The sequence below is a fragment of the Thermofilum adornatum genome (assembly GCF_000446015.1).
Lineage (GTDB): Archaea > Thermoproteota > Thermoprotei > Thermofilales > Thermofilaceae > Thermofilum > Thermofilum adornatum.
Genome location: NC_022093.1, coordinates 647,128 through 662,792, shown reverse-complemented (window position 1 = coordinate 662,792; position 15,665 = coordinate 647,128). Strand labels below are relative to the sequence as shown.

Annotated in this window: 15 protein-coding genes, 1 tRNA gene and 1 CRISPR repeat array (1 of these 17 running past the window's edge); of the genes, 5 read left to right on the top strand and 11 right to left on the bottom strand. The window is 48.4% G+C overall.

Annotated features, from left to right (window positions below):
- Positions 1–10: 10 nt before the first annotated feature.
- From N186_RS03685 to speB, 9 genes are all read right to left on the bottom strand, one after another.
- A complete protein-coding gene (locus N186_RS03685) occupies positions 11–196 on the bottom strand; it encodes a 50S ribosomal protein L24e (RefSeq protein ID WP_020962428.1) in 186 nt (61 codons plus the stop codon).
- Positions 197–345: 149 nt separating this feature from the next.
- Entirely contained in the window at positions 346–1,677 is a 1,332-nt protein-coding gene (dnaG, locus tag N186_RS03680) for a DNA primase DnaG (RefSeq protein ID WP_020962427.1), read from the bottom strand.
- A gap of 251 nt (positions 1,678–1,928) precedes the next feature.
- Positions 1,929–2,336, bottom strand: a complete 408-nt coding sequence (locus N186_RS03675; protein ID WP_020962426.1) for a PRC-barrel domain-containing protein — start codon at positions 2,334–2,336, stop codon at positions 1,929–1,931.
- Between the two features lie 178 nt (positions 2,337–2,514).
- A complete protein-coding gene (locus N186_RS03670; RefSeq protein ID WP_020962425.1) occupies positions 2,515–3,813 on the bottom strand; it encodes a signal recognition particle receptor subunit alpha in 1,299 nt (432 codons plus the stop codon).
- A gap of 42 nt (positions 3,814–3,855) precedes the next feature.
- Positions 3,856–5,064, bottom strand: a complete 1,209-nt coding sequence (locus tag N186_RS03665; RefSeq protein WP_020962424.1) for an FprA family A-type flavoprotein — start codon at positions 5,062–5,064, stop codon at positions 3,856–3,858.
- 18 nt (positions 5,065–5,082) lie between these two features.
- Positions 5,083–5,541 carry an Hsp20/alpha crystallin family protein gene (locus N186_RS03660; RefSeq protein WP_020962423.1) on the bottom strand — a complete coding sequence of 153 codons (459 nt, stop codon included), beginning with the start codon at positions 5,539–5,541 and terminating at the stop codon, positions 5,083–5,085.
- A gap of 70 nt (positions 5,542–5,611) precedes the next feature.
- Positions 5,612–5,899 carry a stress response translation initiation inhibitor YciH gene (gene yciH / locus N186_RS03655; RefSeq protein WP_052885643.1) on the bottom strand — a complete coding sequence of 96 codons (288 nt, stop codon included), beginning with the start codon at positions 5,897–5,899 and terminating at the stop codon, positions 5,612–5,614.
- Between the two features lie 83 nt (positions 5,900–5,982).
- Positions 5,983–6,156, bottom strand: a complete 174-nt coding sequence (locus tag N186_RS03650) for a TFIIB-type zinc ribbon-containing protein (protein WP_020962421.1) — start codon at positions 6,154–6,156, stop codon at positions 5,983–5,985.
- 43 nt (positions 6,157–6,199) lie between these two features.
- Entirely contained in the window at positions 6,200–7,084 is an 885-nt protein-coding gene (speB, locus tag N186_RS03645) for an agmatinase (protein WP_020962420.1), read from the bottom strand.
- A gap of 161 nt (positions 7,085–7,245) precedes the next feature.
- Between speB and N186_RS03640 the strand changes: the two genes are divergently transcribed.
- The 5 genes from N186_RS03640 (at position 7,246) to N186_RS03620 (ending at position 13,043) form a co-directional block, all read left to right on the top strand.
- A tRNA-Val gene (locus tag N186_RS03640) sits at positions 7,246–7,337 on the top strand.
- A 47-nt stretch (positions 7,338–7,384) separates the two neighbouring features.
- Complete coding sequence (locus N186_RS03635) at positions 7,385–8,239, top strand: class I SAM-dependent methyltransferase (RefSeq protein WP_020962419.1); 855 nt, start codon at positions 7,385–7,387, stop codon at positions 8,237–8,239.
- A 223-nt stretch (positions 8,240–8,462) separates the two neighbouring features.
- Positions 8,463–10,493: a type II/IV secretion system ATPase subunit gene (locus N186_RS03630; protein ID WP_020962418.1), complete on the top strand. Its 2,031-nt coding sequence runs from the start codon at positions 8,463–8,465 to the stop codon at positions 10,491–10,493.
- A gap of 389 nt (positions 10,494–10,882) precedes the next feature.
- The gene (locus tag N186_RS03625) at positions 10,883–12,007 is read left to right on the top strand and encodes a hypothetical protein (RefSeq protein WP_020962417.1); all 1,125 of its coding nucleotides are present in this window, start codon (positions 10,883–10,885) and stop codon (positions 12,005–12,007) included.
- Positions 12,000–13,043, top strand: a complete 1,044-nt coding sequence (locus tag N186_RS03620; RefSeq protein WP_020962416.1) for a DUF711 family protein — start codon at positions 12,000–12,002, stop codon at positions 13,041–13,043. The genes N186_RS03625 and N186_RS03620 overlap by 8 nt, the downstream gene beginning before the upstream one ends.
- 221 nt (positions 13,044–13,264) lie before the next feature.
- Here N186_RS03620 and N186_RS03615 read toward each other — a convergent pair whose 3' ends face one another.
- A complete protein-coding gene (locus tag N186_RS03615; RefSeq protein WP_148682028.1) occupies positions 13,265–14,539 on the bottom strand; it encodes a hypothetical protein in 1,275 nt (424 codons plus the stop codon).
- A gap of 168 nt (positions 14,540–14,707) precedes the next feature.
- Positions 14,708–14,878 (bottom strand): hypothetical protein, encoded by a 171-nt coding sequence (locus N186_RS09680; protein ID WP_187147054.1) that lies wholly within the window; start codon positions 14,876–14,878, stop codon positions 14,708–14,710.
- A 652-nt stretch (positions 14,879–15,530) separates the two neighbouring features.
- Positions 15,531–15,665: a CRISPR direct-repeat array (repeat unit 25 nt; unit sequence GATGCAACTAAGAAAGAATTGAAAG) (it continues 483 nt past the right edge of the window).

Sequence of the window (15,665 nt, the reverse complement as noted above, 5' to 3'; positions counted from 1 at the left end):
GATGAAAGTTCTATGCCTGTGCCTTTGCTTTTCGTACCCAGGCTAGGCGTCTAGGGTTCCTATGGTACTTGACCGCGCTCTTGAAGCACTTGGAGGAACAGTAGCGCTCAACTGTGCCGTCTAGCCTTACGTACATTATTCCTTGGCCCGGCTTTATTGGCTGTCCGCAAAATGTGCACGTGACTACCCTAGGCATAGACACACCTCAGAAACTTACAATTTGAACCCTTTATAAACTTGGCGCCTATATGTTGCTCAGTGGAGGTGCGATGTCTTCACAGCATCCGATCAGGCCAGTGTCTTCATTGCTGAGATCTATTTGTAGCCACTGTCTTTAATTTTTTGTCACTGCTGTGCCTGGGCGCTTGGCTGGTTTTCTTGATGCACTGCGTCTTGGTTTTCCGTGTTTGAATTAGCGTTTTCTTGCTGGACAGGTGTCTCAGGCGAGCTTTCCGGCTTGACGGTCGAGAAAGTGGCGAGAACTGTGTTGTCCGGCTTCCTGATGATTTCCCCTATACGTACACCAATGAGTGTCTTCACTCCCTTTGTGTACGCGATGTCTACCAAGCGTTGAGTTATGATCCCGTCCAGCACTACGTGTGCAGCTTTATCTACCTCTTTTAGCTTGTTAACAAGATCCCTCACAGGAACCCTCTCAAGCATCTGCCAGTTGTCGTCATAGATTATGGCTTCCAGGGTTCCCTTTAATTCGTCCATCTTCTGGTAAACCTCGAGGGGGACAACTACTTCTTGAGCCATATCGGGATTTTTCTTGATGGATTTAATAAGCTTCGTGGGTGGGACAATAACCTCGGCTTTTGTCTCCCTCTCTTTCTGCAGTTTCTTTTCTTTCTCAAGCTCTTCAAGGAAATCTTTAACTGGTACAGCATTCTGTAGGGACCTTGCAATTTCTTTTGCGGTGAGCTCCTCGACTTCTCTGCCCTGCGGAGCCCTGGCTATATAGTCGACCTTTAGAGAATTCACTACGTTCCTCGCTATCAGCTCGCCGCCCCTATCCCCGTCGACGAACAAGATAACTTTCTTGTTTGAAAGGAGTTCCCTTAAACTTGGGGGAATAGTGGCGCCTCCCAGTGCTAACACGTTCTTGTAGCCGTACCTCAGCAAGTTTAAGACGTCCGCCCTTCCCTCCACAAGTATAATGGTATCCGAGGTCTTTACGTCGGGTCCGCCTGGAAGTTTTTCCTCCCCGTATTCTACAAGTTCAGCAGACCGAACCCTGCGGAGAACTTCTTCGACTAATTCCTTAGACTCAGGTATACTTTCCTGCAACTTTTTGTATAGCTCAACAGCTCTCTCTATAATTTTCTGCCTTTTTTCGGCCCTGGCGTCTTCTATAGATACTACCTCGCTCCTGGCAGGATAAGGACCCACCTTATCAATGGTCTCGATAGTCGCCGCTATTATCGCTGTCTCAGCCATGTCAAGGTTCGTCGGTATCTCCACCTCAGCCACAACGTTGCCGTCCTGTTGCTTCATCTCAACCTCAATCCTGCCAATCCTCCCAAGCTTCTGGAGCTCTCTCAAGTCAAGCTCGTTTCCAATCAAGCCCTCAGCCTGTCCAAAAATCGCCCCTATTATATCGTGCTTCTCGACGTTACCCTTAACATCTATTCTAGCCCTTATAACATATTTAGGTGAAACAGGTAAACCACCCATATATACCACACCACTAAACTAGCAACAATATTCAGGTATTTTAATTTTACAACTAAAGGGTGGTCGTCCTCGGTGCGCTGTAGCCGCCAGGCAACACGCCTTTTCACAGCTACCGGCGGTACACCGCCTTTAGCTTGAAGCGCTCTCTACTGGCGGCTATGCCGCGCGCACCGCTCGGTTGAAAAATTCTTATTTGATATTTAAATACTTTCCTAAGAGAAAAATCACGTCGTTTCGGCGGAGGCTTTTTCCTAGTCTATGTATTTTTGACAATTATAGCAGTACCAGCGCTGATACTGGGGTATCCATGTGGCTGGTTTTCCACAGTAGGGACAAATCTTCTGTTCGCTTTTCTTAAAGATTCCAAAGCGGGGTTGCTGGGCAGGTTGTGCTTGTGTAGTCTGTGGAGTTGCAACAGGCATGGCTGGTTGTACGAGGAGGTCTTCTGGAACCTGGAAGTCTGGTTTCAGCAAAACTATGTCTTTGGCTGCCGCTACACTGCTCCAGGGTATCTCGAGGGGTTTTCCGGAGGGAGTTCTCACCACGAAGAAGGGCGTGGTTTCGCCTATCTTGAAGCCGAAGTCAATTATTTCTCCGATTCGACGCGCGTCCTGGGTGTAAACGTTTTTGCCTTTAAGTTCTGAAAGTGTTATTCCCATAAATTTGATTCGCGAGTTGACATATAAAAGCTTATCTATACTCAAGTGAAAAATCAAAAAATTCAAGGAAAATGAGGAAGTTCTTCAAGGTTCCTTAATTAAAAATCAATTGTAATTTTCTCATGGGAACCGGTGAACTGAAAAAAGTAGCCAGGGAATCAGGTTTTATCCGAGAGGGCTAAGAGAAGGGTGGCAGTCCTACTCTACGCGACCTAGACAACTGTTTTACCATTTTCTTCATGTTTTTGTAGGCATCTAGAAGTTGTCTTACATCCCTGGGTGTAACTCCTGAGCCTCTTGCTATTCTTCTAATCCTCGAGGAGTCAATAATGTCTGGGTTCAGCAACTCTTCCATGGTCATGGAGTTCATGATGTTTATCCAGCGATCTACACTCATTTCCTCCTCGCCTGTAACCTTTACCTGTAGACCCATCATTTCAGCTATCTTGGACAGAGGCCCAAGCTTCTTTATGCTCTCCAGCTGTTCTTTAAGGTCTAGCAGAGTTATTTTTCCAGCGGCTATAGCTTTTGCTCTCTCTTTCTCATATTTACTGAATTCGGCAAATCTCTGAAGAATCGCGTCGAGGTCTGGCATCCCAAGTAGTCTAGCTACAAACTTTCTCGGGACGAAGGGCTCCAGGTCATCGATTTTTTCCCCGACACCTATAAAGAGGACTCTAGCATTCGAAGCGGCTACGGCTGAGAGCGCGCCACCACCCTTGGCAGAGCCATCCATCTTGGACACAACGACATAGCCATAGGGTACAGCCTCGCGGAAAGCACGCGCTTGCCGGGCGACTGCACTGCCCTGAGTCGCGTCGACAACCAGAAAAACAGAGTTTGGCTTTAGTTCCCTGTAGAGTACCTTTACCTCCTCCATCAATGAGTTCTCGTCTTTGTGGCGGCCAGCCGTGTCGATAATTATGATTTGGGCGCCGGCTTTCTCGAGTGTCTCTATGCCTTTCTTAGCTAGGGAGACAGCGTCCCGTTCCTGGGGGTCACCATAAAACATTACGCCTACAGATTCGGCGAGCATTTTTAACTGGTCATAGGCGCCGGGCCTATATGTGTCTGCAGCTACGAGTCCAACCCTGTAGCCCTTCTTCTTGAAATAGTTGGCTATTTTGCCAGCGGTGGTAGTTTTTCCTGACCCCTCGATTCCTACGAGCATTATCTTGTAGGGAATCGGCTTAATTGCGAGTTCCTCTGTCGTCTCGCCTCCCAAGAGATTAACCAGCTCGTCATAGAGGATCTTTATCAACACGTCTTTCTTTGAGAAGCCTGGCGGATGCTCCTCCTCTAGAAACCTCTTTTTTATGCGTTCTGAAATCTCGAGTACAAGCTTTACCTCTACGTCTGCCTTCAGCAGGGCCCTTTGCAGTTCACGGATTATAGAGTCGAGTTCTTTTGTGTCCAGCAGGACTGAAGACTTAATCTTTGAAACTACTTGAAGTATGCCCTCCTTAAAGCTCTCCACATAAATCACAACTAGCTATCCGAATAAAAACATGATGACGATTTACGAGGTCAGCTTTTCAATGGCCTGCCTGATTTTCTCTACGTGTTCCCGGCGTACCTGCCCAGTTGCTTCGACATTTTCGATACGTGTAAAACCTTTGTTCTTTAATTCTTCTAATACCATTTTTCCCGCAACGGGTCCCCAGCCATAGCTCGTCAACACAAGAACTGGTAGATTGCCAGCCCTATAGCCTAGTTTGGACGCTATGAGGTGTAGAATGTAGCCTAGCAATGGCTGGACACCAGCCTCATACGTGCCCCCACCGATGACCATTAGACCAGCGTCGGAAAGGTCTCCAAGCAGGTCTGAAACATTATCCCTATGGTTGTCGGTAAACCTGTAAATCTTCACATTGAAGCCTTTCTCCCTCAGTAGTGAAACGGCTGCGTCGATCATTTGTTCAACAAAGCCATACATGGACACGTAGGCGACTACCGCCTTGTTCTCTTTTGGAACTCCCTGTGCAATTTCAATATACTTGTCCAGTATGTGTGCAGGCTTGTCTCTAAAGATCGCTCCATGGGAGGGTGCAATTATGGAAGGGGACACTTGGAGGCTTTTAAGCTTCTCTAAAGCCTTTAATACGTTTTGTGAATATTTTCCAATAACGTTTACATAGTATTTCCTAATTGCAACATCCAGCTGGTTCCAGTCTTCAACTTCGCTGTCAAAAACTGGGGGCAAAGAATATGAGCCGAAAGCGTCACATGTCAAAAGAACGTTTAGGTTCACTATATGGGTGAAGATTGTTTCCGGCCAGTGAAGCCATGGAGCATGGATAAATCTCAAGCTGTGTTCGCCTATCTTCAATTCTTCGCCGTCACTGACCGGCTTAAACTTGTATGCACCATAAAAGTTTGAAATCATCTTTCCAGCCAACGGGTGTCCAAGCAGAACGGCGTTGGTCGCACGTGCCATCAAGGCCGGAATACTGCCGCTGTGATCAGGCTCCATGTGGTGAACAACGACATACTTTATATCGCGAAGGTCTACAAGTTTCTCTATCTCCTCGACTAACAGATCAGCATATGTCTTTTTCCATCCATCGAAGAGAACGGCTCCCTCACCAGTCTTCAAGAGGTATGCGTTGTAGGAGATGCCCTCTGGTATCTCCCATAAGCCCTCAAAGAACTTTGTCTCGTGGTCATCTATTCGTAGAACATAGAGGTCTCTAACAACTTCCCTAATAATTGGCCTGCTGGCATGCATACCTTTTTACCTATTGATTTATTCTACTTTTACTTCGACCTCTCTTTCGGCACCACTCTTGGGAACAACTACTATTAGAACCCCGTCTTCAAACCTAGCCTTAGCCAGCTCCGGTCTAACTTTTGTCGGAAGAGTAATCTTTTTGTAAATTTGCTTGTAAAGCCTTTGGCGATGGAGATATTTCCTTGATTCTTCCTCCTTTACTCTTTCCTCGTTCTTTTGAGCAATAACCTCCACTGCGTCCTCCGTGACCCTAATCTTTATCTCGTTTTTTCTGAACCCAGGCACGTCGACATAGACAGCTATCGAGTCTCCTCTATCCTCAATGTCGTAGAGGGGATCCATCATTCTCAGCTTCTCTGGATAGAGAGAAGAGTGTCTAGCCCAAATTTCGCGCAGAGTATCGTTCAGTTCTTTTTGTATTTTTGCGATAACCTCGGCAAGCTCAGAGGCAACACTATTTGCATCAATACTCATGTAAATTCACCAATTATTTTTAAATTTAAGATAAAAAAAGTTTTCTTTTTAATATTCGGGAAACAGGTCCCTACTCTACAATTATGTTGCTCTCTGGAAAACCATTGGCCACAAGGAACTCTTTAACCTTGTAGCGATGCTCTCCCTGAAGCTCCACGTGGTCGTCCTTTATTGTCCCGCCGCACGCAAACTTTGCCTTCATTTCGGACACAAGCTTCTTGAGGTTGGGGTCTTTGAGGTCTAAGCCCTGAATAATGGTAACTTCTCTGTGACCTTTTCTTTTCTCTACACGTATCTTGATAACTTGTTGCTCTTTGAAGACGCCCTTTAATATATTATCTAGCAACTCCGCGCTCATTTTCTCCCGTACGCTAAGAAACACATGAACATGCCGCAATATAAACTTTACTCATTGTTTCTCTCCTAGAATGGCAGGTCTCGCTAAACAGCCTTCACGCGCTTAGGAATAGGCAACCTAACCTTTTCAAAAATCCTAAACCCGCACTGGGGACACCTTATCCCAGGAAGCCTCTCCTGGTCCTCCAAGCTAAAAACATTACCACACCTAAGACACCTGTACATCTTGATCTCTCGTGCCTCACCAAAACCCTCCATAAATAATCAGCCAAGAATCCCCAGCTTGTCGTTAAAAACTTTACTATCCCAAATATGGGAGCAGGCCCACCAAGGCATACATCAATAGTTTAGCCGCCAGCCTAGAAGTCACATCATTGACGTCAACAAGCGGGTTAACCTCGACGATGTCCAGGCCCCTTATCTTCTGGGAATACCTCGGGAATGTCTCCTCTATTATCTTCCGTACAGTATCAGGATGCAATCCAAATGGCTCAGGTGTCCCCGTCCCGGGGGCAAACGAGGGGTCTACAGCATCTATATCAATTGTCACATATACATTCTCGGCCCTCCTAAACCAGTCATCCACCTCTGCCTCGTCCCCGAGGACCTGAACCCTTTTAGTCTCCTTAGCGTAGAGATACTCCTCCTTGCTCCAGCCCCTAGGCCTAAAATACGCAACCTCGATGTTTGAGTTCTCCTCCAGTAGCCTCCTGAACACGGTCGCATGGCTGTACCTGCAGTCGAACGGGTACTCGTCACGCAGATCCATGTGAGCATCAAACACAAGCACACCTAGCCTGCCGGTCTTCCTCGCCACAGTGGAGATGACAGGGTACGACACAAAGTGATCCCCGCCAAGAGAAATAATTCTCTTCCCGGAGTCATAAACCTCCTCGACAACTCTGCCCACAACCCTAACCAGTGAATCCACACAGGTAACCAGCGGCAAGTCGCCCGCGTCAAACACGTTGGCAAACTCGACGTCGAGGCCTGTTGCAGGGTGAAAAGTCTCAAGCTCCACTGAGACCTCCCTAATCCTCCTAGGGGCATAACGTGCACCAGGCACACCTGTTGCGGCGGAGTCAAAGGGAATACCCATCACTACAATCCTTGCAGAATCATAGTCGCCATTCACGCCGAAAAGAGTCGGCGACACATGATGCATGTAAAGTTCCCTGAAAGACATACACAGCAAACCACCAAAACATCTTTTAAACTTTTACAATATTGCTAGACGCCAGGCGTCCTTAGAACTACCAGCGCCATCAGAAACCTGCTTATACAAAAGAAAAACTATGCAAAGAAAAATTTATTACCACACAAGGCCCCTCTAAATACCGACCTCCAGGGCCCGTAGTCTAGTGGTTAGGATGCCGCCCTTACAAGGCACAATTTCCTAGGAGCGGCGGTGGTCCCGGGTTCGAATCCCGGCGGGCCCACTATTTATTAACATAGCCTATATGTTTCACTCTGGGAAGCGCCAACCATGCAGGAATACACGTTTAAACCCGTCCAAGGCATCCTTCTGAGCCCCTACACAGCCACTAGGCTTTTAGGGCTAAAAGGGAAAGGAGAGGTCCCGGTAAACGTAGGGCTCGACTCTGCCGTTGCGGAAAAAACCGGCGAAGGATACGTTATCAGCCTTGAGAACAACTCTTATACAATTGAGGAGAACATTTTAAGACGCATCGTCGACAGCGACAGGTTCCTGTATCTTGGCCCGGAAGGCGTCTACCTAGTTGAGCTCAGGGATAGTAACTACTACAAGCTGAAGTACCTAGGCGAGAAGACAGCCCCAACACTAGAGATAAACGGGGTACACATGCACAACATCTCTGGGACAACCCCTCTAGACGATGCACGCCTAAAAGTAAAGCTCTTGGGGGTCCAAAGAGGCGACACTGTATTGGACATCTGTACGGGCCTTGGCTACACGGCCATACAATCCCACAGCCGTGGCGCAGAAGTAACAACAATAGAGAAAGACATAAACGTCCTAAAAATAGCGGAACACAACCCGTACTCGAAAGCCCTAACCAACATAAAGATCCTACTAGGCGACGCGGCCCAAATAATCAAGCAACTGCCGGACGAGGCCTTTACAAAGATACTGCACGACCCACCAGTATTTGCATTCGCAGGACAACTCTACAGCGAAGAATTCTACAGGGAGATATACAGGGTTCTAGAGAGAGGGGGAACACTTTTCCACTACACAGGGGCCCCAGGCAAACACAGGGGAGTCAGCTTCCAGAAAGGAGTAGCAGAAAGACTCAGACGCGCAGGCTTCCAAGTCAAGAAAATAATAAGGGAATACGGGATACTCGCAGAAAAGCCATGAGGCTCAGCGAGGTTCGACTCCTCACAAATTCAGACCTCGCAAGGCTCACCATCGCCCATTAACAATACAAAAACCTGTTTATTGAGTTTTCGAGCCCCAGCGTTCCAAAGCTAAACATTCTATCCTCTGCATCTTTGCTATTCAGCCAAGTTAGAACTGCGAAACCCATTTAAAACTATGGCTTTACTATTATCTTCAAGGATAAACATTAAGGGAGGATAAATTGTCAACAAAAGTTAAAGAGAAAGAAAAAAACGTGAAAAAAGGATCAAAAGAGAAAAAGAAGGCAGCAGAAGCTTCAAAAGAAGAAGAGAAAGTAGTTCTACTCCCAGTACAGGACACATATAGGGTCATAGACGAATACTGGGTAGTAGAGCCCTTTGCAAAGGTAAAAATAGTCGAGATACCCGAGGCCGGAAACCAGCGCGCATACTTCGTAGAAGAAGTACAGCTCACAAAGACAGAGCAAAAAGCCCTCGAAAAACTCATAGACATACTAAGCGTCGAGCTCGAGCCCCCGGTATCCTTCGACCTAGAACTCAGACAACACATAATCTCCGAGGCCAGGCGCCTCGCAGAGAAGTACAGGAGCGTCGCCAGGGGCCTCTCAAAAGAAAGCTGGCAAAAAGTAATCTACTACATCGAGAGGGACCTCGTAGGCTACGGCCCAATAGAAGTACTCATACGCGACTACAAGCTGGAAGACATCAGCTGTGACGGCGTAGACCGAGCAATCCACGTGTGGCACCGCGACTACGAAAGCATACCCACAAACATAATCTTCAGGAGCAGGGACTACCTGAGAGAATTCATCGTCAAGCTGGCACACATGTCTGGAAAACACATCTCGGCCGCGTTCCCGATAGTAGACGCAATGCTCCCAGGCAGGCACAGGCTGGCGGCAACCTACGGAGAAGAAGTCTCGCCACGCGGAAGCACATTCACCATCAGAAAGTTCAGAGAAAAGCCAATGTCGATAGTCGAGATGGTCAACTCTGGAAACCTCGACTCCTGGAGCGCCGCATACCTCTGGCTAATGGTCGAGAACAGGATGACCGCAATGGTCATAGGGGCAACAGCCGCAGGAAAAACCACCCTCCTAAACGCAATCGCCAACTTCTTCAAGCCAGGCTTCAAAATAGTAACAATAGAGGAAACACCAGAGCTAAACCTCCCACACGAGAACTGGGTCCAGCTCGTAAGCAGGGAAAGCTACGGACTAGGCGAATCCAAGGTCGGAGAAATCTCACTCTACGACCTAGTCAGGGTCTCACTCAGGTACAGGCCAGACTACATCATCGTCGGCGAGGTCAGGGGAGAAGAAGCCTTCGTACTATTCCAAGCAATGTCGACCGGCCACGGAGGCATGTCTACAATGCACGCCGACTCCCTCGACAGGGCAGTAAAAAGGCTCACAAGCCCCCCAATGAACGTCTCCCCAACCTACATACCCTCGCTTAACATCGCCCTCCTCAGCGAGAGAACCCTCCTCCCAGACGGCAAGTTCGCAAGAAGAGTCAAACACATATGGGAAGTCGAAGACTACGAGAAATACAGGGAAATAGTCAGATGGGACCCAGTCAGAGACAAACACGTCATAATGTCTGAAAGCTACCACATACGCTTCCTCGCCGAGAAGACCGGAAAGAAAATAGAAGAACTATACGCCGAGATAGAGCGCAGGCGAGCCGTCCTAGAATGGCTAAGACTCAAAAAAGTCTTCGAAGTCAAAGACGTATTCACCGTGATCAACAGGTACTACATCTACCCAGAACAAGTCTACGAACAAGCAGAAAAAGAACTCACAGAAATGGGCGCAATGCCACAGCCCGTCAAAATAAAGCCCACAATAACAGTAGAAGTAGCCAAGCCCCCAGAAATCGCCAGGCCAATCGCGAGACTACCAGAACCCCGGCCAACGACAGACACAACCATAAACCCGGCGCCAAGAATAGCCACACCGCCCCCAGCCCAGCCAGCCCCACAGCCACCAACACCACCACAGCTCACAGTCGGAATAAGCCCAGAAGGAATAACCATACTCAGAGCAATCGCAACAATGGGCGGCGAAACAGACCACGAATCCCTCTTCAACTTCGTCAACCTACCCAAAGAACTATTCAGCAGAGCAATAAGCGAACTCAGCGGGAAAAGACTAATAGTCCCATCCCTCCTCTACGAAGGCGGAAAACCACTCATAGGCTACAAACTCACAGGCGACGGAGAAAAAATCCTAAAAACACTACAAACCTAACCCATCCACCAGCAAACCCCTTCAACATACATAAAAAGCTACAAACAAAAAAGATTAGTATCACTTAGCCGCGCGCTAAACAATAAATAATTTATATACATAAGCAGGAAGACCAAAACTTATTTATGAAGCTTCTCGATAGGAAGATTATTTTTAAATTTAGGCCACGGTAAACTCCCGGCAAATGATCACGATGCAGCTCAGAAGGAATTGAAGCTTGCTACTCTAAAAACCACTGCTTTCCAAGTTCTCTCGAATAGACACAGCTAAGAAAAGGCCTCGATAATTTACGTTAACAAGCCTCCCCACTACCACGAGGAAACTTGAAACACGGATCCGAAGACAACTGAAAGAGCTAAATTTTTATTCCGAGCCACGTGAATCCCCACGTGAATAGTCGAGACCTAGTAGCATTCGTAACAGGCATAAGCGGAAGCGGCAGATACGACCTACTAAAACAGCTCACAACCACAGCCCCCGACCTAAACATAATAGACGTAGGCACAAACATGTACCAGAAATCCCGCGAACTAGGAGTAGAAATCCCAGACGGAAAAATCCTCGACATGGACCCACTAGCACTCGAATACCTCCGCGCCGCCACATTCGAAGACATACTAAAAGAAGTCGAAAAAACCAGACAAAAAGGACAAGTAGCCGCAATAAGCACACACGTATGCTTCCGCTGGAAAAAACACCTACTCCACGCCTTCAACTTCCACTACGTAAACATGCTCTCCCCAGACGTCTACATAAACATAATCGACAACGCCCACTACATCTACGCCGCACTCGCCTCCTCAAACGCCTGGCGGGGAAAACTAACACTCAAAGAAATACTCGTATGGCGCGACGAAGAAGCCTTCATAACAAGACTACTAGCAGAATACCAGAGAAAACCATACTACGTATTCCCCAGACACGAAGACCCACAAATGCTCCAAAAAATACTCTACGACGTCGAACGAGCAAAGAAAACAGGCCAAAAACCAGCCCCAAAAGCCTACCTAAGCTACCCAATCACACACGTAAAAGGAGACCCCGAATTCATGAAACAAAAAGACGAAGTCAAACAACGCCTAAAACAAGCAGGAATAGTAGTATTCGACCCAATCTCGATAGAAGACTCCATACTAGTAGACATGGCATACGAGGCCGAAAAAAACGGCAAAGACACAGTAGAAATACCCACAGCCACCCAGACAGTACAGCTACCAATCAAGCAAATCTACGAGGCACTAGACGACATAAAAGACCAAATAGTCGCCAGAGACTACCAGCTCATAAACCAGTCAGACTTCATAGTCGTATACTACCCAACAACAGTCCTCTCCCCAGGAGTACTAAGCGAAATAAAATACGGCTACACCCACAACAAACACGTATACGCAATCTTCCCACACCAGTCCGCAAGCCCATTCTTCGAATACTACACAACCAAGATATTCAAAGACCTCGACACACTCATACAGCACCTCCAAGAAACACACACCACAGGCGAAAACAATGACTAGCCACAAAATAAGAGCCCTAACAATACACATCGACCAAGACCAGCCACCACAAACAATAGAAACCCTCCTCGCCCGCTTCGCCGAACAAGCAGAACAACTAGCCAAAAACACACAACTAGAAATATGGACCAAGCGCCTAACAACAAAACCAACAACACCAGACAAATTCGACAAAACAGCACAAACAATACACGAACTAGCAGAAAAATACCAAATAAACTACACAGCAGTCCCACAACTCAAACCACTACACCCCAAACAACTAGCAGACACAATGGCCACACTCCCAAGACTATACACAACAACACTATACACACCACAAAACACACAACTACTAGCCCAAACAATCCGCACACTCTCAGAACAATCCCCACTCACAGCCACCAGATACGCAGTAACCTACGGACAATTCGTCCAGACACCATACTTCCCAGCAACAGCAACACTCACACCAGGAACATCAATAAGCCTACTATACCCATCCCTCTACACCACACAAACACCACAACAACTACAAAAAACACTCACAGCCCTAGCACAAACAGCAAAACAAACACTCGACAACTTCCTAGGAATAGACATCTCCCTAAGCCCATGGCAAGACCAAAGCGTAGCCACAATAATCGAAAAACACTCAGGACAAACCCTAGCAGCACCAGGCACCATAACAGCAATCAAACAAATAAACAACCAACTAACACAACTAGCAAAACACCTCCCCACAATAGGCTACAACGAAACAATGCTACCACTAGCAGAAGACAACAGACTCAAAGAACTAGCAAGACTACAACAACTAAAACTCAGCCACCTAACCGCATACACAACATACTGCGTCCCAGGACTAGACATGGCCCCAATACCAGACACAACACAAGACAACATAATACACAACATACTCACAGACCTACACCACACACAAACAACCAAAAACAAACCACTAGGACTAAGACTCATCCTAGCCCCAGCAGACGAAGGACAAGACATCCACCTAGGACCATTCGGACCCACACCAGTACTCTCACCACTCCAATAACAAAAAACTTATAAAAAACCCCACAATAATACTAATAACAGGGGCGTCACCCCGCCCTGAAAGTCCACCCCGCGCGACCAAGGTATTCAGCTTCCCTCTCGAGCGCGCGGTGGGGAAGCCAGGTATCCCGCGGGGCACCCGCGCCCTGTGGCGTGGGCCCGAGTCATAACCCCGAGGACGGTGGTTCAAATGGGTGTATAATGGGTGACGCCCCCTCCTAATTACGTTTCTGGCTGGGGTGGGTTTTCCGCGAGCTCGAGTAGCCTGCGTAGCATTGGTGTTTTTGGCTGTAGGCCGTGTTTTTCTGCCAGTTGCTTTAATGCCATGCGCCATTCTGGGCTGTTTTCCGCCAGTTTTAGTATGTTTTGTCCCGTTATTTGTAGTATGTGGTAGCCGGTTTTCCACGTGTTTATCCGTGCCTGTATGCCGTTTTCTGCTAGGGCTTTTGCCAGTCTGTGTGCCTGGGCTGGGTCTTTGAATAGGGCTCGTGCCTGTAGGACTTGTTTGTCGTCGTAGTAGTTTAGCCAGAAGATGTGGCCTTGTAGGGTTGCGTATACTGGGTGCTGTTTTGGCTGTAGTCGTTTTATTGCTGTCCATTTTTCGCTTTCTAGGAGGTCTAGCAGTTTTCCGTAGCCTGTCTGGTACGCGGCTTGCAGGATTTGCTGTGCCAGGTCTTTTGGCTCGTATTTTTCTTCGTTTCCAATTTTGTACCTTAGGTCGTATTTGTGTCTCCTGCCGTCGCCGAGGTACCATGCCAGCATGCCGAGCGGGTGTTGGCTAGCTACTTGCTGTGCCTGTTTTTTGCCTTCACGGGTGGGCCACTGTTGTTCCCAGCTTTTGCTTGTTATGGTCCAAGCGAATGTTGGCTCAGTCATGTTTAGGTTTAAAGAACTGAGGTATATCCGAAGATAGCCGTAGCGCGCGACTGCCCATGCAAGTACTTGCCATGGCTGTGTCGTCCCCATTCGGGGTTCGTTCTGATCGCAACTTTCATCGCTAGCTCGCCATCCTGCCTGTAAGTAGTATAAGTCCTGGCTGGAGAGGTTTAGTATTTCTGGGAACTCGGCGTCGGCGCTCACCCTGTAGATTGGCAGTTTGAATAGCCATGTTTTTCTGCGTAGCTGTGCACTGACATACCACCTTTCCCCTTCTGGCATGACGTGTAGCGTCTTTTTGGCACGTGGTCCCAGCTCTACCTTGACGTTGCTGTTTTCTAGGGCTTTCAATAGTTTCTGTAGCTTTGTCTCTGCTTGCGGGTATGCCATGTCTAGTAGGCTGGCTAGTGTTTCTGTGAAGCCTCGCAATGTGTCTGCCTTGTCTGCTGGGAGACCTAGCCCGTGTATGAGGGTCTCAGTCGACTCGTAGAAGTATTTTTTCTGTCCGTTTACTAGGCTGTGTAGTTCCCTGTTTGCTAGCTGGGCTCTGGTGTATAGTTCTGCTAGGAGGTCGGTGGGGTCCGTCCGCCAGCCCTCGGGGCTAGCCGTCCCCATGTCCATAGCCTCTCACCCCGGATCCCTGGCTCCGGGGGCGCCCTGCTAGGGCGCGGAGGCATGGATCACGCTAGGCCCCAGGGAACCGGCGGGACGGGCACTTCTTTGCGTGTTAGGAGAGGTAGCGAATAATGGTGGATAAGAGGAAGTGTGGGTTTCGTGGGTTCATGTATGTCATAGATTCTTTGTTAAGCGATGTATGGTTGTGTGGTTTATGGCTGTTAGTGGTTGTCGTTGGCTGGCCCCTTTCCCCCTTCCCCTAGCCGCGCCTGCCAGGGTCTCCCGTGGCGAGGCGCGACCCTCATCGCCCAAGCCGTGCAGGGTCCCCCATACACGGCCAGGCATCGAAGCCGCCCCCTATCGTGGGGGCGCCACCCATATGAGGGTGGGGGCGGATCGGGGAAAGGGGGGAAGAAAAAGTGGAAAGGGGCCAGAAAAAAAGACTTGTTTTTTGGCGGACGGGCTTGCATACTGTAGGCTACTCGGCCCTCTGCGGGTCCCACCCCTAGCCATAGGCGTCCCCCCTACCCACGCCGAGCATACTACTCTTGGGGGTCATCCCTCGTGCTCGGCGTGTACACTTGGCCCCGAGGGGTGCATGTTGCCCAGGGGGCCCGAGACGAGTGCCGCTGGTCACACGCCCACGTGTGCGGGCTCGAGCGGCCAGACTCGAGAGAAAGTTACCGAATACATAAAACATGGAAAAAGGGAAAATCTTCACTGCGACCACCTTTTATGGCAAACGCACGCCGCTTTTTGTCAATGTTTTCCTTAAAGGAAGACTAAAAGGTGTTTATGAAGTTTCTCGACGGGAAGGTTATTTTGAAAAGAGATTACGGGAAAACTTCCCGACCCAAAACGGGGTATTTCGAGAAGCTTCCCAATTGGGAAGTTTCAGAAGCCTCCAATGTGTAAATTTGAGTGCTAGGGCAGTTTTGCTGGCTTCTTGCAGGAAAAAGCGTTAAACATATAAACCCCTCCTCGGTAAAACAACTCGGATGCAACTAAGAAAGAATTGAAAGAGCAACGAGCTGCGGGGTGCTCCCGAGCAACTGGACTGTGATGCAACTAAGAAAGAATTGAAAGGCTACTAGCACCGCGTCGGCGGGTAGGTCAACGCCCTCTGACCAGG